Source organism: Hydrogenophaga sp. (assembly GCF_030158645.1).
Taxonomy (GTDB): domain Bacteria; phylum Pseudomonadota; class Gammaproteobacteria; order Burkholderiales; family Burkholderiaceae_C; genus Hydrogenophaga.
Map to the genome: position 1 here is coordinate 1 of NZ_JAOASO010000102.1, position 19,744 is coordinate 19,744.

Consider the following 19,744-nt stretch of genomic DNA (forward strand, 5'->3'; position numbering starts at 1 on the left):
TAGCTGCGATCAGCTGAGCCTCGTAGTATACATCAGTTTTTGCTGCGTTGTCAAAAAAATCAGATTTTTTATTTGATTTCTTCGCGCTGCTTTCGCTGCGTCTCCGTTGTCTTCTTGTGCCTTCCGGTGGAGGGCTGCTGTGTTCAGCGGAGCCTTGCAGTATATGCCAGATTTTGCGCCTCCGTCAAATGAACTGAAAAAAGTTTTGGAGACCGACCTCGGCTGCCTGCCTGCTTGTCGACGCCCGCACCAGTGCGTGCGTCAGGAGGCCTCTCACGACTTCTCTGCTCGACAGCACCGGTCTATATATAAGGGGCGCCTGCTCTCTTCTGGGGCGACTGGGATAATCGCGGCTCTTTTGTCTCAGGCTTTGCATGGCACTCATCACCCTTCAGAACGCACAGTTGGCCTACGGCCATGTGGCGCTCCTTGATCACACCGACTTTTCGCTGGAGTCCCAGGAACGGGTCGGCCTGATCGGACGCAACGGGACTGGCAAGTCTTCGTTGCTCAAGATACTGGCGTCGCTGGAGAAGCCTGACGACGGGACATTGCAAGTGCAGACCGGATTGCGGATCGCCTATGTCCCGCAAGAGCCCATTCTTGACCTGCAGTCATCCGTGTTCGAGGCGGCCAGCAAAGGCCTGGCCGACGCCCGTGCGGCGCGCGACCTGTATTTGAGCGGCGCCGACGGACTGGACCTTGATGTGTTGCAGAACCGCATTGAGGCGCTGGACGCCTGGAACTGGGAGCAACGGGTGGAGGAAACGCTGCACCGCCTGCATTTGGAGGGTGATGTGAAGGTGGGCGAGCTGTCGGGCGGCAACAAGAAGCGTGTGGCGCTGGCGCAAGCGCTGGTGAGCCGACCCGACGTGTTGTTGCTGGACGAGCCGACCAACCACCTGGATCTGGACAGCATCACCTGGCTGGAAGACCTGATGCTCGAATACAAGGGCAGCCTGGTGACGATCAGCCACGACCGGGCGTTTCTGGACCGCGTGGCCACGCGCATGGTGGAGCTCGACCGCGGCCGGCTGCTGAGCTACCCGGGCAATTTTGCGCAGTACCAGGTGCTGAAAGAAGAGCAGATGGCGCAGGAGGCGGTGATCAGTGCCCGCGCCGACAAACTGCTGGCCCAGGAAGAGGTGTGGATCCGCAAGGGCGTGGAAGCTCGGCGCACGCGTGCGCAGGGGCGCATCACGCGGCTGGAGCGCCTGCGCGAGCAGCGTGCGCAGCGCCGCGATGCGCTGGGCAGCGTGAAGCTGGAGGTGGCCAGCGGCAGCGCCAGCGGCAAGATCGTGGCGGAGCTGGAGAAGGTGACGCAATCGTTTCCCACCGCGTCGGGCGGTTTGCGCACCGTGGTTCGCGACTTCTCGGCAACCATCTTGCGCGGCGACAAGATCGGCCTGATCGGCCCCAACGGCGCAGGCAAGACCACGTTGCTCAAGATCATCCTGGGTGAACTCCTGCCCACCAGCGGTTCGGTGCGCCAGGGCAGCAAGGTCAGCGTGGCGTATTTCGACCAGATGCGCGACCAGCTGGATCTGGACGCCACGCTGGAAGACTTCATCAGCCCGGGCAGCGAGTGGATCGAGATCGGCAACAAGCGCACGCACGTGAAGAGCTACCTGAGCGACTTCCTGTTTTCGCCTGCCCGCGCCAATGCGCCGGTGCGCACGCTCTCGGGTGGCGAGCGCAACCGCCTGTTGCTGGCGCGCCTGTTTGCGCGCCCGGCCAACGTGCTGGTGCTGGACGAGCCGACCAACGATCTGGACATCGACACGCTGGAGCTGCTCGAAGACCTGCTCCAGCAATACGAAGGCACGGTGTTCCTGGTGAGCCACGACCGGCGTTTCCTGGACAACGTGGTCACGAGCACGCTGGTGTTCGAGGGCGAGGGCCGCTGGCGCGAGTACGTGGGCGATGTGCAGGACTGGATGACGCAGTCGGCGCGATCGGAGGCACTGCAGCGCGAGCGCGATGCGCAAAACACCGCACCGGTGGCCAAGGTGGCAGCTGCGCCGACGCCAGCCGCCGCTCCCGCCATTCCCATCAAAAAGAAGCTCAGCTACAAAGAACAGCGGGAGTTCGACGGTCTGCCTGCGCGCATCGCCGCCCTGGAGGCCGAACAGGCCAGCGTGGACAAGGAATTGGGCGGCGGTCAACTGTTCAACACCGATCCGGCGCGGGCCGCTCAACTTGGCGTGCGCCATGCCGATATCGAGGCTGAATGGCTTCGTGCGATGGAGCGCTGGGAGGTGCTTGGCGGAAGCTGATGCACCGGTCAGCCTGAGCCGACGCTGTACAACACCACACACAATGGCCCATGACACCTGACCGCCTGGCTCTGGATCTGCAGCGAGCGCTCAACGAGCTTGCGCAGGAGAAGGCGCGCACCCTGCAGCTGCTGTCCGAGGTGGAACGGCAGAACCGGGATCTGGACCGGCTGCGCAGTTCGGTGCACCGTGAGGCCAACAGCCGCCTGCTGGCCGAAGAGGCACTGGACGAAACGCGCGACCGGCTGCAGATGGCGGTGGACGCGGCCGGCCTGGCTTTGTGGGACTGGCAGCTGCCCTCCCCCCAGATGTTTCTCACGGCGCGCTGGGGCGAGTTGGTGGGGGACATTGGACGCGACGCCTATTGGGCGATCGAAGATCTCAAGGCGCGCCTTCACCCCGACGACGCACCGCTGCTGCAGAACGCCATGAGGGCGCTGCTCGATGGCCACGAGCAGCGCGCTGTGGTGCAGCACCGGGTGCGCACCGCCACCGGCTGGATGTGGACCGAGACCCACGGCATGGTGGCCGAGCACGACCCCAAGGGCAAGCCGCTGCGGCTCATGGGCACGCTGGCCGACATTGGCGAGCGCAAGCGCATTGAACAGGACGGCGCAAAGGCCCGGGAACTGGCCGAAAAAGCCAGCCGGGCCAAGAGTGAGTTCCTGGCCAACATCAGCCACGAAGTGCGCACGCCGCTCAACGCGCTGATGGGGCTCACCCGGATGCTCATGGATTCGCCGCTCAACGCCGAGCAGGCAAGCTGGCTCTCGCTGATGGACAGCTCGGCGCACTCGCTGTTGGTCTTGCTCAACGACATTCTGGACTTGTCGCGCATCGAAGCGGGCAAACTGGACATCGAGCACACGCGCTTCGACCTGCACCGTGCGCTGAAAGACGCGTCGGGCCCCTACGCCGAACAGGCTCGGTCCAAACCGCTGAGCTTCCAACTGGCCCTGGATCCGGACCTGCCGCAATGGGTCATGGGCGACCCGGGACGGCTGGGCCAGGTGGTGGGCAACCTGTTGTCCAACGCGATCAAGTTCACCCCGCGCAACGGGCGCATCGACGTGTCGGTGTCCTGCCCGACTCCGACAGGCTCGGGACAGCCACAGCTGCAACTCAAGGTGCAGGACAGCGGCGTGGGCATCGGCCGCAAGCAGCAGGCCACGATCTTCGAGGCTTTTACCCAGGCCGATGCGTCCACCGCGCGCCGCTATGGCGGCAGCGGCCTCGGACTGGCCATCTGCGCCCGACTGGCGGGCCTCATGGGCGGCCGCATCGGCCTGCAGAGCGAGCTCGGCCAGGGCAGCACCTTCACGCTGACGCTGCCGTTGCACGAAGCCCCGGTGGACAACAGCGGCCCCTTGAGCGCGCCGATGGAGCTGATGGAAATCGCCGATGCCGGGCCGCGCTACGCCGGCATGGTGGTGCTGCTCGCCGAAGACCACCCGGTGAACGAGATGATGCTGCGCCTGCTGTTGCTGCGCCTGGGCTGCATCGTCCGCGTGGCGCGGGGTGGTGCGCAGGCGGTGGCACAATGGGAGCAAGGCGGCATCGACCTGGTGCTGATGGATGTGCAGATGCCGGGCATGAGCGGCCTGCAGGCCACGCAGATGATCCGCGAGGCGGAAAGCCGGCGCCGCCTCAAACGCACGCCGATCGTGGCGGTGACGGCCAACGCGATGGCCGGCGATCGCCAGGCCTGCCTGGCCGCAGGGATGGACGGCTACACGCCCAAACCGGTGAGCCCGCAGGCCCTGATGCAGGAGATGGACCGGGTGCTGGCGGTGCTGGCCTCGGGGCAACCGCCTGCGGCACCTGCGCTGCCGGTGGACGCACCCACGGCGCAGACCGCCCCCACCCGCCCGGCGGCTTCGCCCGAAGCGCTGGACGTCGACAAACTGCGCCGACGCCTGGATGGCGACGAGGACACCTTGCGCCAGCTGGCACTGGCCATGCGTGGTGACCTGATGTCCCGCCTCGCCGACATGCAACGGGCACTGGAAGCGAAGGACGCCGCCGCCGCTGTGGCCCACGCCCACGGCCTCAAGGGTTCGCTGGGCAGCATGACGGCCGAGCGCGGCGCGCGTTTGGCCAAGGGGCTGGAACTGGCCGCGCGGGCTGGTGACTGGAGCCTGTTTGGCCGGGCCTTGCCGCTGATGCAGGCCGAAGCGCGCCAGATCGACCGCGTGCTCGCCCGCATCCTGGACACCGGTGGCAGCGATCTGTTCGGCAACACCGAGCCACCGATCACGGTGTACTGAAACCCTGTCCGGTCCGGGTGAGCCGACCGAACACGCGCCAGAACGCGGCGTCCTGCGTGGTCGCGAAGTTGATGCGCATCAGCGTGCTGGGCGCGCGCGCTGCGTGGAACAGGGCGCCGGGTGCGATCAGGTAGCCCTCGTCCAGCATGCGCTGCGCCAGCGCGTCGGTGTCCACCCCCGTGTCGACCCAGCCAAACAAACCCACCGGTTCGGCCGCGAACGTGCAGCCCGCCGCCAGCGCCAGCTTCACGCTGCGGGCACGGGCCGCGTCCAGCCGGGTGCGGATGCGCTCGGCATGACGGCGCAACTGGCCTTGTTCGATGCACAACGCCAGGGCCTTTTCCAGCAGCGCAGGCGTGGTGAGCGTGCTCAGCAGCTTGGTGTCGAGCAAGGGCTCCACCAGCGCGGGTGGTGCGGCCAGGTAACCGATGCGCCAGTTGGGCGCGAGGATCTTGGCAAAGCCGCTCACGTAGATGGTGCGCTGCAGGCCGTCGAGCGCACTCAGGCGGGTGGCGTGTTCGGGCGCGATGTGGCTGTAGGTGTCGTCCTCGACGATGTGGAAGTTGTGCTGGTTGGCCAGCTGCAGCAGCCGGTGCGCGCTGCCGGGCGAGAGACAGTAACCGGTGGGGTTGTGGAACACGCTCACGCTCACGTAGAGCTTGGGCTGATGCACCTCGCAATACTGGGCCATCACATCCAGGTCGGGTCCGTCGGCGCGCCGCGGCACCGGCAGGATGCGCATGCCGAGTGCGGCCAGGCGCGCGAACTCCACCGCCCAGCCCGGCTCCTCCACCATCACCGGATCGCCCGCGCGCAGCAGGGTGCGGCTCACGATGTCCAGCGCGTGCGTGGCGCCCACGGTGGTGATGATGTGGTCGGGCTCGGTGTGGATGCTCAGCGTGCCAAGCTTTTGCGCCAGCACCCGGCGCAGGCCGCTGTCGCCCAGCGGCTCGCCGTACTGGAGAGAAACATCTTGCAGCGCGCGCGTGCTGGTGACCTTGCGCACCGCCGCCGGCATGAAGGTGGATTCCAGCCACTCCGGCGGGAACACGCCCATGCCCGGGTGCGGCTTGTCGCTGACCTTGTGGAACATGCCGCGGATGAGCGCGGTGGCGTTGACAGGGGATACACCGGCGCGCGTCGCCGCCTTGGCCTCGGCGACGGCACCCTCACCGCGCGCGGTGGGCATCTCGCGCACAAAGAACCCGCGGTTCTTGCGCGCGTGCACCAGGCCCTGGGCCAGCAGCTGGTCGTAAGCCGCGACCACCGTGGCCGTGCTCACGTTGTGCTGCCCGGCGCACTGGCGCACCGAGGGCAGGCGCGCACCCGGCGCCAGCAGGCGGCTGCGGATGCGGTCGGCAAAACGCGCGGCGAGTTGTTCGGTCAACGACTGCGCGGAGGTCTTCATCAGCATGGTGGGGCATCCTCGGGGACGGGTCTGTACTGCCGGAGCTTCCAATACAGATGTCCAACTGCGCTGGCCAACTGTATTGGTGGTGTATTCAACCGAAAGATTACATTGATCCTCCCGCACTGACAAGCAACACCCCGCCCCCCATGAGCGCCACCGAGTTGACCGCCCTGCTCCTGTTCTGCACAGCGATGAGTTTTTCGCCGGGGCCGAACACCACGCTGTCCACCGCACTGGCGGCCAACCTCGGTCTGCGGCGCGCGCTGCGCTTTTGCTTCGCCGTGCCCACCGGCTGGACGCTGCTCATGCTGGCCTGCGGCCTCGGGCTGGGCGCGCTGGTGATGGGTGTGCCGGCGCTGCGCTGGGGCGTGAAACTGCTGGGCGTGGTCTACATGCTGTGGCTGGCCTGGAAGCTGGCGGGGGCGGCCCAGCTGTCGGACGTCGACGCCTCGCGCCTCAACGTCACCTTTCTGCAAGGTGTGGGCCTGCAGTTCCTCAACATCAAGGCCTGGATGCTGGCGCTCACGCTCACCGCGGGCTGGGTCGTCAACGCCAGCGGACAACCCGCCACCAATCCCGGCGAGCGGCTGGCCATCATCTGCGGCGTGATGGTGGTCTTCGCCTTCGTCAGCAACTTCACCTACGCCGTGGCTGGATCGCTCTTGCGCGAGTGGCTCACGCAGGGACGTCGTCTGGCCTGGTTCAACCGCGCGCTGGCCGCCGTGCTGGTGGCCACCGCCCTCTGGATGCTCACGGTATGAACGCACACACCCTCGCCACCCCACGCTGGATCGACCGGCCCACCAACCAGGGTCTGTTGCTGGGCCTGCTCGGCGTGACCATCTTCGCGCTCACCCTGCCCATGACGCGCCTGGCCGTGGGCACGGTGGACGCACCGCAGATGTCGGGCGTGTTCGTGGCGCTCGGCCGGGCGGTGGTGGCGGCGCTGCTCTCCATCGCGTTCCTGATCGCCACGCGCGCACCCTGGCCCCGGCGCGAGGACCTCCTGCCCCTGGCCATCACCGCGGGTGGCGTGGTGTTCGGTTTTCCGCTGTTCACCTCGGTCGCCATGCGCTACGTGGAAGCGGTGCACGCCAGCGTGATCGTGGGCGTGCTGCCGCTGGCCACCGCCGCGGTGGGTGCGCTGCTGCACCGCCAGCGCCCCTCCACCGGTTTCTGGGTCTGCGCCGCGCTGGGCAGCGCGCTGGTGGTGGGCTTTGCGGTGCTGCGCTCGGGCAGCGCGGGCCTGACCATCCACCCGGCCGACGCGCTGCTGCTCGCGGCCATGCTGTGCGCTGCGGTGGGCTATGGCTTTGGTGCGCGGCTGTCCCAACGCATGCGCGCCGAACACGTGATCTGCTGGGCGCTGGTGATCGCATTGCCGCTCACCCTGCCGATCGCCGCCTTCAACCGACCGCAGGCCGCGCTGCCCGCATCGGCCTGGTGGGGCTTCGCCTACACCGCCGTGTTTTCCATGTGGCTCGGCTTCTTCGCCTGGTACCGGGGTCTCGCCCTGGGTGGCACGGTGCGCGTGAGCCAAGTGCAGCTGGTGCAGCCTTTCCTCGGCATGCTGTTTGCCGTGCCGCTGCTCGGCGAGCGGCTGGACGCGGTCACACTGGGTTTTGCCGTGGCCGTGATCGCCACCGTTTTCATCGGCAAGAGAATGCCGGTACACGCCACCGCACCCGCCCCACGGATTTGAACGGAGAACGCCATGAAGCCCAACGACCTGCCCACCACCCCGTCCACCGCCAGCCCCTGGACCCTGGCGCGCCGCGCCGAGCGCATGAACCCGTCGGTCATCCGCGAGCTGCTCAAGCTCACCGAGCGCCCGGGCATCATCAGTTTCGCCGGTGGCCTGCCCTCGCCCGACACCTTCCCCATCGAAGCCATGCGCGAAGCCTGCGACCGCGTGCTGATCGAGGACGGCCGCAGCGCGCTGCAGTACGCCGCGAGCGAAGGCTACGGCCCGCTGCGCGAGTGGGTCGCGGCCAGCCTGCCCTGGGCGGTGGACCCGGCGCAGGTGCTCATCACCACCGGCAGCCAGCAGGGCCTGGACCTGGTGGCCAAGGTGCTGATCGACAGCGGCAGCCGCGTGCTGGTGGAAACACCCACCTACCTCGGCGCGCTGCAGGCGTTTGCGCCCATGGAGCCGCAGATCGAGGGCGTGGCCAGCGATGCCGGGGGCGTGGACGTGGACGCCCTGCTGCAACAACTGGGCGCGGGCGACGACCAGCCCGAGAGCATGGAGCGCCGCCGCCTGCTCACGCTCGACCTCGACCCCGCCAGCAGCCCGGCTGCGGCGCCGCGCTTCCTCTACGTGCTGCCCAACTTCCAGAACCCGACCGGCCGCAGCATGGGCCTGGCGCGCCGTCAGGCGCTGGTGGACGCGGCCGCCCGCGTGGGTCTGCCGCTGGTGGAAGACAACCCCTACGGCGACCTGTGGTTCGACCAGCCGCCGCCCACGCCACTGACCGCGCTCAACCCCGAAGGCTGCATCTACCTCGGGTCGTTCTCCAAGATCCTCGCGCCCGGCTTGCGCCTGGGTTTCATGGTGGCGCCCGCGAGCATCTACCCCAAGCTGCTGCAGGCCAAGCAGGCCGCCGACCTGCACAGCCCCAGCTTCAACCAGCGCGTGGTGGCCGAGGTCCTGAAAGACGGTTTTCTGGACCGCCACGTGCCCACCATTCGCGCGCTCTACAAGCGCCAGTGCCAGGCCATGCTGGCCGCGCTGCGCACCGAGATGGCGGGTCTGGACGTGCAATGGAACGAACCCGACGGCGGCATGTTCCTCTGGGTGCGGCTGCCCGAGGGCATGAACGCCACCGAGCTGCTGCCCAAGGCGGTGGAGCACGGCGTGGCCTTCGTGCCGGGCAGCGCCTTCTACGCCGACCACGCCGACCCGCGCACCCTGCGCCTGAGCTTTGTCACCGCCACGGTAGAGCAGATGGGTGTGGGCATCGCGGCCCTGGCGCGCGCCATCCTCGAGCAACACACCGCCTGACCATGCTGCACCTCTGGGGCCGCCTGAGTTCGATCAATGTGCGCAAGGTGGTGCTGTGCGCGCAGGTGCTCGGCATCGAACTGCCGCGCACCGACGCGGGCCTGACCTTTGGCGTGGTGGACACACCCGACTACCGCGCGGCCAATCCCAACGGCCTGGTGCCGCTGCTGCGCGACGGTGACTTCACGCTGTGGGAGTCGAACGCAATCGTGCGCTACCTGTGTGCTCGCGAGGGTCGTTTGTATCCCAGCGACTTGCAACAACGCTTCAATGCCGAACGTTGGATGGACTGGCAGCAGACCACGCTCAACCCCGCCGGCAGCCCCGGCTTCAAGCAGTGGATACGCGTGGCCCCCGCGCAGCGCGACGCTGGCGTGATCGCGCAATCGGTGGCCGCCACCGAACCGCTGTTCGCCATGCTCGACGAGCACCTCTCGCGTCAGGCCTTCATGGCCGGCGACGCACTCACCATGGCCGACATCCCCATCGCCTGCGAGGTGCACCGCTGGTGGGGCCTGCCGCAACCGCGTCCCGCCTGGCCCCACCTCGAACGCTGGTACGCCGCCTTGCTGACCCTGCCCGCAAGCCGCGGTGTGCTCGACCTGCCTTTGTCCTGAACCGGAACCCGCCATGACCTCACGCGCATTTCAACAAATCGACGTGTTCACGGACACCCCCTACCTCGGCAACCCGCTGGCTGTGGTGCTCGACGGCAGCGGCCTCACCACCGAGGCCATGCAGCGCTTCACCGACTGGACCAACCTCTCGGAATGCACCTTCGTGCTGCCGCCCACCCACGCCGAGGCCGACTACCGCGTGCGCATCTTCTGCCCGGGCCGCGAGCTGCCGTTCGCCGGCCACCCCACGCTGGGCACCTGCCATGCGTGGCTGCAAGCCGGTGGACAACCGCGCGGTGAACACGTGGTGCAGGAGTGCGGCGTGGGCCTGGTATCGATCAAACGCGATGGCGCCCGGCTGGCGTTTGCCGCGCCACCCTTGCGCCGCAGCGGGCCGCTCGACGAAGCCGACGTGGCGCTGATTGCGCGAGGCCTGGGCATCGCACGCGACGCCATCGTGGCGCACGCCTGGTGCGAAAACGGCCCACCCTGGCGCGGCGTGATGCTGCGCACCGCGGCCCAGGTGCTGGCCCTGAAGCCCAACGCCACGGTGCTCGCGGGGCTCGACATCGGCGTGGTCGCGCCGCAACCCGCCGACGCAGACACGGCGTTTGAAGTGCGCGCCTTTTTCCACACGCACGACACGCTGAGCGAAGACCCGGTGACGGGCAGCCTGAATGCCGCCGTGGCGCAGTGGCTCATCGGCGCCGGGCTCGCACCCGACCGCTACGTGGCGGCGCAAGGCACGGCCATGGGCCGCGCCGGGCGGGTGCACATCGAACGCGATGCCGGCGGCACCATCTGGGTCGGCGGTGCGTCGGTCACCTGCATCAGCGGTCAGGTCGTGCTGTGACGCCGCGCATCGACCACCTGGTGGTGGCCGCGCGCACGCTCGACGAGGGCGTGAGCTGGTGCGAAACCACGCTGGGTGTGACACCCGGCCCGGGCGGTGAACACCCTTTGTTCGGCACCCACAACCGGCTGCTCAAGCTCGACGATGGCAGCGACAAGCCGCCGTATCTGGAGATCATCGCCATCGACCCAAAGGCCACGCCCACGCGCGGCGCCGGGCTCAAGCGCTGGTTCGACCTGGACGACGCAGCACTGCAGGCGCGGCTGGCGCAAGGCGGACCGCAGCTGGTGCACTGGGTGGCGAGCGTGCCCGACATCGACGCCGCCCTCGCCGCCCTGCAAGCGATCGGCATCCAGCGCGGCCCCGTGGTCAGCGCCTCGCGTCAAACAGCGCACGGCCTGCTGCAATGGCGCATCAGCGTGCGCGACGACGGCCAGCGGCTCTTCAACGGGGTGCTGCCCACGCTCATCGAGTGGGGCTCGGCGCATCCCACGCAACACATGCCGGCCAGCGGCATCGCGCTGCGCCAGCTGCGGCTGCGGCACGCCGGTGCGGCCGGCTTGCGCGCTGCCCTGCAGGCATTGGGTCTGCAAGGCATGAGCGTCGCGGACGGTCCCGCCGGCGTCTCAGCCGAGCTCGACGCCCCGGCGCGGGGTCGGATCGAGTTGCTTTCCCCGCCTTGAACCGTTCAAACCGGCTCTGAACGGACCAGGCGCGCCACGACTTCGCAGAACGCTTCCACCGCGTCTGTCTTGAACACCACCTCGCGCACGCCCGCCGCTTTGGCTTCTTCCTGCAGCTCGTCGGTGATGTAGCCCGACGCCACGGCCACCGGCAGGTTCGGATTGATGTCGAGCACGGCCTTGGCCACTTCCAGACCCGACATGCCGGGCATGTTGAAGTCGGTCAGCAGCAGCTGGAACCCCTCGGGCGACGCGCGCACCGCGTCGATGGCCTGGGTCTGCGAAGTGACCGCTGTCACACGGTAGCCCCGGCGCTCCAGCAGGCGCCGCACCAGAAACACCAACGTGTCGTCGTCGTCGAGGTACAGGATGTGGGGGGGAACCGCGGAGGGATGTTCGGCCATGGCTGGATCGGATGGGGTGCTGGGAACGGTCGGGAGGGATGTTGCGTTGCAACCCATTGTGCCGGGTTCGTGCGGCAACGACGCGGTGTCTGACTCAACCTGCAGGGCGGGTTCGGCGACAGCGGCGGGGAAAAAGAGGGTGAATTCGGTGCCGCGACCGGGCTCGCTGTGCACTTCGATGGCGCCGGCGTGGACCTGCACGATGCCCAGCACCACCGGCAGACCCAGGCCCGTTCCCTGACCCACCGCCTTGGTGGTGAAGAAGGGCTCGAAGATCCGGTTGCGCACGGCCTCGTCCATGCCACGGCCGTTGTCGCTCACGCGCAGGCGCACCGCATCAACGCCCAGGCGCGCGCAGGTCTGGGCCAGTTCGGCGGGCAACAACGGCGAGTGGTTGGGCAAGGTGTCGATGCGCCATTCGATGCGCCCGGAGCGGCCATCCAGCGCGTGGATGGCGTTGGTGCAGAGGTTGACCATCACCTGCCCGATCTGCGTGGCGTCGGCCTCGATGCAGGGGGTATCGGGTGCGCACACCTGCACCAGTTCGACCTGGGGCGGCAAGGCGCCACGCAAGAGCGTGCACGACTCCGCCAGGATGGCGCACACGCTCACCCGGGTTCGTTCCACCGGTTGCTGGCGGCTGAACGCGAGGATCTGGCGCACCAGCTCACGCCCGCGGCGCGCAGCGGTGCTGATTTCGTGCAGGCTCTCGCGCGCGCTGGCGTTCTCCCGGAGGTCCTGGCGCGCCAGATCGGCGTTGCCCAGGATCGCGGCCAGGATGTTGTTGAAGTCGTGCGCCACCCCGCCGGCCAGCGTGCCCAGCGCTTCCATCTTCTGCGACTGCGCGAGCTGCGCCTGCAGGTGCTTCTGCTGGGCCTGCGCGTTCTTGAGCGAGGTGATGTCGATGAAGGTGAGCACCACATGGCGCAGACCGCCCTGCGCGTTGTTCTCGGGATGGGCGTTGCACAGCGCCCAGTGCACCTCCTGGCCCGCACCTTGGGGCATGCCGATCACCACGCTGCGCACCGGCATTCCGGTGGCCAGCACGCGTTCAAAGGGCATTTCGTGACGGCGCATCGGCTGGCCGTCTTCCCGGAGCATCTGCCAGCCCTCCACCGACGGCTCGGGCAGTGCACTGTTGGCCCCACCCTCGCTCCAGCCCAGAAAGCGCCGGGCAGCGGTGTTGATGCTGGACAAGGTGTGGTCGGGGCGGAACACGATCACACCGGCGCTGAGGTTGTCGACCAGGGCGCGCGAATCCGCTTCGCGCATCAGCAGGCCCTGGCGCGCCTTGTCGCCATCCAGCCGCAACCGGTACGACACCAGCGCGCCGTACAGCACCACCCGCAGCAGTTTGGTGAGCAGGAAGAAAAAGACGAACGGCGGTGTCACCTCGTCCTGCGACAGGTCGAGCGCCTGCAAGCTGATGGCAAAAGCCACAACGCCGCTGAATTCGACGGCGGTGAGCCATTTCAGTGCCTGCATCTCGGGCACCCGGCGCTGCGGGTCGGCGCGCCGGATCTCCACGTAGGAGAACATGGTGATGCAGATCATCGACGCGGTGAACACCGCCTGGCGAACGGGCTGCAGGTCCCATTCGACCAGGAAGAACAGCGTCACGCAGAAAAATGCGAACGACGCCGAGACGATGGGCAACAGCGGGCGGGACACACCCACGTAGCTGCGAAACCCCAGCCAGGCGCACAGCGCGCTGACCATGAGCGCGGTGTTGCCCAGCGGAAAGGTCAACACGTCCGGCAAGGTACCGCGCGACCACAGCATCACCGAGCCCAGGATGCCCAGCACCGACGACAGCGACCACCATCCCGGACCACCGATGGCGGGATAACGGCGCATCTGCGCCCAGAAGGCCAGCGCGATGATGACATCGATGCCCACCCGCAGAGCCAGCAGGGTCGGCAGGTCAAAAAGCATGGGCGCAGGAGTGAGTCGACATAGCAGAAGATTGAAGCACAGGCGTCCCGCCGCAGCGGGCTGAAAAGCGGCACAAAGGCAGGGGTGTTCGGCGCAACCAGCCCCCCCGCGCAGACGCCTGCGCGACTGCGCGGGGGCGCCCAGTCGCTGCCGGGACAAAGCGTCGTCAAGCCGCTGTTCCAGAATGCCGCCCATGGGAACGCTCTACCTTGTGCGCCACGGCCAGGCCTCGTTTGGTGCCGACGACTACGACCAGCTCAGCGACATGGGCCAGCGCCAGAGCCGCCGGCTCGGTGAGCACTGGGCCGAGCGCGGCGTGGTGTTTGATGCCGTGATCACCGGCACGCTCAAACGCCACGCCCAGACCTGGGCCGGCATCGCCGAAGGCGCGAAGCTGAGCCACGAACCGCTGGCCTGGCCCGGTCTCAACGAGTACGACAGCGAGGCCGTGATTCGCGCGATCCACCCGCACCCGCTGCAGAAACCGCGCAGCGCCGAAGAAGCGCCCGAGCTCTACCGCCACCACTTCCGGCTGCTGCGAGACGGCCTCACACAATGGATGGCCGGCACCGTGAGCCCGCAGGGCATGCCGAGCTACACCGAGTTTGTGCGCGGCGTCACCAGCGCACTGGACCATGTGCGGGCCAGGCACTTTGAGCAGAACGTGTTGCTGGTCTCCAGCGGCGGGCCGATCTCCACCGCCGTGGGCCATGTGCTGGGCCTGAGCCCCGAGGCCACGATCGAGCTGAACCTGCGCATCCGCAACAGCGCGGTGACCGAGTTCCAGTTCAACCCCAAGCGGCACACGCTGCTGACCTACAACACGCTGCCGCATCTGGACCACCAGGACTACAAGTCTTGGATCACCTATGCATGACCCGGTGCTTCAGGCCTTCGGGATGAACGCCGTCCCATCGGTCAGCGTGTCGTCCGGCAGCTGATCGATCTCGCTCAACAAACGCGCCAGCGATCGCCCCGCCGCCTGCAGCAACGCACGGCCCTTTTCGGCCGTGGCCGCGGCAGCGTTGCCCACGGCACCGTGGGCGTTGTAGTCCTGCATCTGCCAGCCCAGCTTGGCGCTCTTGCCGTTGCCCAGGATGCCGAATCGACCGGCACGGTCTTGGGATTTCGACGCGAAGTTCGCAGCGTGTTCCATGCGCACCCGCTCGGGTGCAATCGCCAGCATCAGCGAGGTTTCGATCTCGCCGCCGTGGATGCCGAAGCGGTGCTCTTCGGTGCTGAACATCGCGTTCAGGTCGCGGCCTTCATCGTCCAGCAGCGGCAAATGAAACCAGTTCACGCTGTAGACCAGCATGCCCAGCCGCGCCCGCAGGTCGCGCGCCACCACATCGAGCAGACCCACCTGCCCGCCGTGCGCGTTGAACAGCACCAGCTTCTTCACACCGCTGGCCGCCACGCACTCGCCGATTTCGGTCCACAGGCGCAGCACGGTCTCGGCCTTGAGCGTGAGCGTGCCGCCGAACGCGGTGTGCTCCGGCGAATAGCCCACCGCCTGCGTGGGCAAGAAGAGCGCGGGCAGATCAGGTGCGATGTGGGGCAGGCTCGCGGCCACCACCCCGTTGGCAATGTCGGTGTCCACCGACAGCGGCAGGTGCGGGCCGTGCTGCTCGATCGCGGCCACGGGCAGCACGGCGATGGTGCGGGCCAGGTCCAGCGCCGCGACGTCGGCGGTCGAGAGGTCGGACCAGAATCGGGTGGAGCTTGTCATCCACCGATCTTACGGTCGCACACCGCCTGTGGCGCGGCGGGGCGCCGCCGCCGTGGTCCCCGGTCGGGCCCATGAACGCCTTCCTGCGGGGCAAACAGCACTGACTTATATTCAAACGGCGCCGCGAATGGCCACCCGAGGAACTTGGGCGGGCGCCGCCGCTCACATCCCTCGTCTGTTCTCCCACGCCCGATCCCGACCCTGATGCCGCCCACCACTGCCTTTCGCGCTTCCGCCGCCCTTCGCCTGTTCGGCGCCTGGCTGCTCGCCGTCGCGCTCCCCTTGGGCGCGGCCGCCCAGAGTCTGCTGGGCAACCCGGCCGCCAGCGCGACCGTGGTGCAGAGCGACCAGGCGCGCGCCGAGATCGTGGCGCACGCACCCGACGGCGCCGGGCCGGGTCAGAAAATCTGGGTTGGCCTGCAGCTCACCCACGCACCCGAGTGGCACACCTACTGGAAGAACGCCGGCGACTCCGGCCTGCCCACCGAACTGCGCTGGACCCTGCCGCCCGGTGTGAGCGCCGGCGAGATCGCCTGGCCCACGCCACGCAAGTTCCCCATCGGCAACCTCGCCAACTATGGCTATGACGGCACCGTGGTGCTGCCGGTGCCGCTGACCGTGGGCCCCGATTTCAAAGGCGATGCGATCAACGTGCAGCTCTACGCCGCCTGGCTGGTCTGCCGCAAGGAATGCATCCCCGAAGAGGGCAACTTCACGCTGAACATTCCGGTCAACGGATCCACGGGCAGCGCTGGTGCGGCGTTCGCAGCCAGCTTTGACGCCGCGCCCAAGGACCAACCCGCCGCCGGCAGCCAGTTGCAGCCCGAAGACGGCTTTCTCAACGTGTCGCTGACCCAGCTGCCCGCCGCCTGGCGCGGGAAGGCGCTGGAGTTCTATCCCGAGACCACCGGCCTGATCGAACCTGGCTCACCCTGGACCCAGGCCTGGGACGGCGAGCGGTGGACCGCGCGTGTGCCGCTCTCACCCCACCGCAGCGAGAGCCCCACACAGCTCGCGCTGGTGGTGGCCGAGGCCAACCCGCCCGGCTCCGGTCCGGGCCTGGCCGGTGCGCGGCTCGACGTGCCGGTGCAAGGCGCCTGGCCCGCGCCAGCGCCGCTGCCGGCCGCCGTGCCCGACGCCTTGCAGGCCGCGCTGGACGCCAACGCCGCGCGCGCCGCCGCACCGGTGAGCAGCGCCAGCTCGCTCACGCTGGGTGCCGCCTTGCTGGGCGCCCTGCTCGGCGGCCTGATCCTCAACCTCATGCCCTGTGTGTTCCCGGTGCTCGCCATCAAGGTCATGGCGTTCGCCAAACACGCCAACGACCGCCCGGCCCACCGCGCCAATGGCCTGGCCTACACCGCCGGCGTGGTGCTCTCATTCACCGCGCTCGGCGCCTTGCTGCTGGGCCTGCGCGCCGCCGGCGAACAACTGGGCTGGGGCTTTCAGCTGCAAAGCCCCACGGTGGTGGCGGGCCTGGCCGTGCTGTTCACGCTGATCGGCCTGAACTTGGCCGGTTTGTTCGAGTTCGGCAACGTGCTCCCGAGCCGCCTGGCCACCCTGCAGGCCAAAAACCCGACGGTGGACGCTTTCCTCACCGGCGTGCTGGCCACGGCGATCGCCTCGCCCTGCACCGCCCCGTTCATGGGAGCCTCGCTGGGCCTGGCCATCGGCCTGCCGGCCGCGCAGGCGCTGGCCGTGTTCGCGGTGCTCGGCCTGGGCATGGCCCTGCCCTACCTGGCGGCCAGCTGGATACCGGCGGTGGCGCGCGCCCTGCCCCGCCCCGGTGCGTGGATGGACACCTTCCGCCGCGGCATGGCCTTCCCGATGTTCGCCACCGTGGTCTGGCTCTTGTGGGTGCTGGGCCAGCAAAGCGGCATCGACGGCGCGGCCGGCTTGCTCATGCTGCTGGTGGTGCTCGCACTGCTGGTCTGGTCGCTCGGTCTGCGCGGCAAAAGCCGTGCAGCCTTGTCTGTTGTGTCGCTCGCCGGCCTGGTCTGGCTGGGCTGGACGCTCGGTCCCAACGTCACGCGCCTGCAAGAACCCTCGCCCGGCCAAGCCGTGGCGACCTCGCAGGCCGGCGTGAGCTGGCAGGCCTGGAGCCCCGAAACACAGGCCGCGCTGGTGGCCGAAGGCCGTCCGGTGTTTGTGGACTTCACCGCCGCCTGGTGCGTGACCTGCCAGTACAACAAGCGCACGACGCTGGCCGACGCCGCCGTGCTGGGCGACATGGCCGGCAAGAACGTGGCCCTGCTGCGCGCCGACTGGACGCGCCGCGACCCGGCCGTGACCGCCGCGCTGGCCACCCTGGGACGCAACGGCGTGCCCGTGTACGCGATTTACAAGAATGGGCAGGCACCCCAGGTGCTGTCCGAAGTGTTGAGTGTGGAGGAGGTCCGCGCGGCGTTGTCCCGGCTCTGAGCCTGGGCCATCGCCTTCATTGTTCCGCCATCAGGAGTCTTCACCATGCAACGCCGTCCCGTCATCGCCCTCGCTGCACTCTCGCCCTTTGCCAGCCTGCTGCTGCCCGCCACCGCCCAGGCCGCCACGGTGGGCCAGCCCGCACCCGACTTCACCCTGATGGACACCGCCGGCCAGCCGGTGAAGCTGTCGCAGTTCAAGGGCAAGCCGGTGGTGCTGGAGTGGAACAACCCGGGCTGCCCGTTTGTGAAGAAGCACTACCAGGGCAACATGCAGACGCTGCAAAAAGAGGTGGTGGCGCAGGGCGGCGTGTGGCTGGCCATCAACTCCACGCGCGACGACAGCGGCGACTACATGAGCCCCGCGCAACTCGGCCGCTGGATGACCGAGCAGAAAGCCAGCCCCACCGCCACCCTGATGGACGAAGACGGCAAGGTTGGCCAGTCCTTTGCTGCGCGCGTCACGCCGCACATGTACATCGTCAACGCGCAGGGCGTGCTGGTGTACGCCGGCGGCATCGACAGCATCGCCTCGGCCCGCGTGGACGACATCCCCAAGGCCACGAACTACGTGCGCCAGGCCATGGCCGAGATCAAGGCCGGCAAGCCGGTGAGCGTGGCGAACAGCCGGGCTTACGGCTGCAGCATCAAGTACCAGATCGCATAACCCCCCGCGGCGCCTTCGGCGCCACCCCCCTGAAAGGGGGGCGACAACTGGGGCCGGCGGAGCCGGACCCGCGTTGTCTCTGGTACGGCGCTGCTGCTTTGGTGACGGGTCGCGCTACCGGGAACCGCTGCGCGGGTTAATCTCTGTCACCTCTTCTGCCACCTCCACGCCCGCCCATGCCATTCGCACCACTCCAGAACGACACCTTCATTCGCGCCTGCCTGCGCCAGTCCACCGACCACACGCCCGTGTGGCTCATGCGCCAGGCGGGACGCTATTTGCCCGAGTACTGCGCCACGCGCGCCAAGGCCGGCAGTTTCATGGGGCTGGCGACCAATGTGGACTACGCCACCGAAGTCACCCTCCAGCCGCTGGAGCGCTATGCGCTGGACGCGGCCATTTTGTTCAGCGACATCCTCACCGTGCCCGACGCCATGGGCCTGGGCCTGTCGTTCGCCCTCGGCGAGGGCCCCAAGTTCGCCAAGACCGTGCGCACCGAAGCCGACGTGGACGCGCTGGCCGTGCCCGACATGAACAAGCTGCGCTACGTGTTCGACGCGGTCACGTCCATCCGCAAGGCCTTGAACGGCCGCGTGCCGCTGATCGGCTTCTCCGGCAGCCCCTGGACGCTGGCCTGCTACATGGTCGAGGGCGGCGGCTCGGACGACTACCGCGCGGTCAAGACGCTGATGTACAGCCGCCCCGACCTGATGCACCGCATCCTGGCCATCAACGCCGACGCGGTGGCGGCCTACCTGAATGCACAGATCGACGCCGGCGCGCAGGCCGTGATGGTGTTCGACAGCTGGGGCGGCGTGCTGGCCGACGGCAACTTCCAGGACTTCAGCCTGACCTACACCAAGCGCGTGCTGGCCCAGCTCAAGCGCGAGCACGAGGGCGTGGTGATCCCGCGCATCGTCTTCACCAAGGGCGGCGGGCTGTGGCTGGACGACATGAAGGCGCTGGACTGCCACGCACTCGGCCTGGACTGGACGGTGAACCTGGCCAAGGCCCGTGCCCAAGTGGGCGAAGGCCCGCAGGGCAAGGCACTGCAGGGCAACATCGATCCCAACGTGCTGTTTGCGCAGCCCGGGCAGATCGACGCCGAAGTGGCCCGCGTGCTGGAGAGTTTTGGCCCGCCCCACCAGGGCCCGGGCACGGGCGCCACCCACATCTTCAACCTGGGCCACGGCATCAGCCAGTACACACCGCCCGACCATGTGTCGGCTCTGGTGAACGCGGTGCATTCGCATTCGAAACGCCTGCGCGCAGCCTGAGAAACGCCGGTCTGTGTCGCCCGCGCTGCTCCCGTTTTGGAAGCTTCACGGGCCATCGGGCTGCGGCATGCGATGAAGGGCCCAGGGATTCAGAGGTAGCCCGAAAGGCGTCATGAATCCGTCATTTCCCCTGGCGGTGACGGGTCAATAACACAAAAATTGCCGAAAAACGCACTTGACAAGCCTCACTTATGCACAAATTTT

Annotated in this window: 15 protein-coding genes; 12 read left to right on the plus strand and 3 right to left on the minus strand. The window is 68.0% G+C overall.

Going from position 1 to position 19,744, the window contains the following annotated elements; translation table 11 throughout:
- The first annotated feature begins 374 nt into the window (after positions 1-374).
- The gene (locus Q1W68_RS11760) at positions 375-2,276 is read left to right on the plus strand and encodes an ATP-binding cassette domain-containing protein (protein WP_300716794.1); all 1,902 of its coding nucleotides are present in this window, start codon (positions 375-377) and stop codon (positions 2,274-2,276) included.
- Positions 2,277-2,326: 50 nt separating this feature from the next.
- Complete coding sequence (locus Q1W68_RS11765; protein WP_300716796.1) at positions 2,327-4,543, plus strand: ATP-binding protein; 2,217 nt, start codon at positions 2,327-2,329, stop codon at positions 4,541-4,543.
- On the opposite strand, the gene Q1W68_RS11770 is transcribed toward Q1W68_RS11765, so the two are convergent.
- A complete protein-coding gene (locus Q1W68_RS11770) occupies positions 4,530-5,957 on the minus strand; it encodes a PLP-dependent aminotransferase family protein (protein ID WP_300716798.1) in 1,428 nt (475 codons plus the stop codon). The two genes, Q1W68_RS11765 and Q1W68_RS11770, sit on opposite strands and share 14 nt — an antisense overlap.
- A gap of 143 nt (positions 5,958-6,100) precedes the next feature.
- Between Q1W68_RS11770 and Q1W68_RS11775 the strand changes: the two genes are divergently transcribed.
- Genes Q1W68_RS11775 through Q1W68_RS11800 form a run of 6 tightly spaced genes read left to right on the plus strand, consistent with a single transcriptional unit; the run spans position 6,101 to position 11,111 of the window.
- Entirely contained in the window at positions 6,101-6,715 is a 615-nt protein-coding gene (locus tag Q1W68_RS11775; RefSeq protein ID WP_300716800.1) for a LysE family translocator, read from the plus strand.
- Positions 6,712-7,656 (plus strand): DMT family transporter, encoded by a 945-nt coding sequence (locus Q1W68_RS11780; protein WP_300653361.1) that lies wholly within the window; start codon positions 6,712-6,714, stop codon positions 7,654-7,656. Before Q1W68_RS11775 ends, Q1W68_RS11780 begins: the two co-directional genes overlap by 4 nt.
- A 12-nt stretch (positions 7,657-7,668) precedes the next feature.
- Complete coding sequence (locus Q1W68_RS11785; RefSeq protein WP_300716802.1) at positions 7,669-8,958, plus strand: PLP-dependent aminotransferase family protein; 1,290 nt, start codon at positions 7,669-7,671, stop codon at positions 8,956-8,958.
- Positions 8,959-8,960: 2 nt separating this feature from the next.
- Positions 8,961-9,575 (plus strand): glutathione S-transferase, encoded by a 615-nt coding sequence (locus Q1W68_RS11790; RefSeq protein ID WP_300653365.1) that lies wholly within the window; start codon positions 8,961-8,963, stop codon positions 9,573-9,575.
- 13 nt (positions 9,576-9,588) lie between these two features.
- Positions 9,589-10,428 (plus strand): PhzF family phenazine biosynthesis protein, encoded by an 840-nt coding sequence (locus Q1W68_RS11795; protein WP_300716804.1) that lies wholly within the window; start codon positions 9,589-9,591, stop codon positions 10,426-10,428.
- Positions 10,425-11,111, plus strand: coding sequence for a VOC family protein (locus tag Q1W68_RS11800; RefSeq protein WP_300653371.1), 687 nt, complete (start codon positions 10,425-10,427; stop codon positions 11,109-11,111). The genes Q1W68_RS11795 and Q1W68_RS11800 overlap by 4 nt, the downstream gene beginning before the upstream one ends.
- Positions 11,112-11,116: 5 nt before the next feature.
- Here Q1W68_RS11800 and Q1W68_RS11805 read toward each other — a convergent pair whose 3' ends face one another.
- Complete coding sequence (locus Q1W68_RS11805) at positions 11,117-13,450, minus strand: ATP-binding protein (RefSeq protein ID WP_300653373.1); 2,334 nt, start codon at positions 13,448-13,450, stop codon at positions 11,117-11,119.
- Between the two features lie 193 nt (positions 13,451-13,643).
- Between Q1W68_RS11805 and Q1W68_RS11810 the strand changes: the two genes are divergently transcribed.
- A complete protein-coding gene (locus Q1W68_RS11810) occupies positions 13,644-14,327 on the plus strand; it encodes a histidine phosphatase family protein (protein ID WP_300716805.1) in 684 nt (227 codons plus the stop codon).
- 9 nt (positions 14,328-14,336) lie between these two features.
- Here Q1W68_RS11810 and Q1W68_RS11815 read toward each other — a convergent pair whose 3' ends face one another.
- Complete coding sequence (locus tag Q1W68_RS11815) at positions 14,337-15,179, minus strand: creatininase family protein (RefSeq protein ID WP_300716807.1); 843 nt, start codon at positions 15,177-15,179, stop codon at positions 14,337-14,339.
- A 204-nt stretch (positions 15,180-15,383) separates the two neighbouring features.
- Between Q1W68_RS11815 and Q1W68_RS11820 the strand changes: the two genes are divergently transcribed.
- The 3 genes from Q1W68_RS11820 (at position 15,384) to hemE (ending at position 19,540) form a co-directional block, all read left to right on the plus strand.
- A complete protein-coding gene (locus Q1W68_RS11820; RefSeq protein WP_300716810.1) occupies positions 15,384-17,597 on the plus strand; it encodes a thioredoxin family protein in 2,214 nt (737 codons plus the stop codon).
- 45 nt (positions 17,598-17,642) lie between these two features.
- The gene (locus Q1W68_RS11825) at positions 17,643-18,263 is read left to right on the plus strand and encodes a thioredoxin family protein (RefSeq protein WP_300716811.1); all 621 of its coding nucleotides are present in this window, start codon (positions 17,643-17,645) and stop codon (positions 18,261-18,263) included.
- A gap of 176 nt (positions 18,264-18,439) precedes the next feature.
- Positions 18,440-19,540, plus strand: coding sequence for a uroporphyrinogen decarboxylase (hemE, locus tag Q1W68_RS11830; RefSeq protein ID WP_300716813.1), 1,101 nt, complete (start codon positions 18,440-18,442; stop codon positions 19,538-19,540).
- The last annotated feature ends 204 nt before the right edge of the window (positions 19,541-19,744 follow it).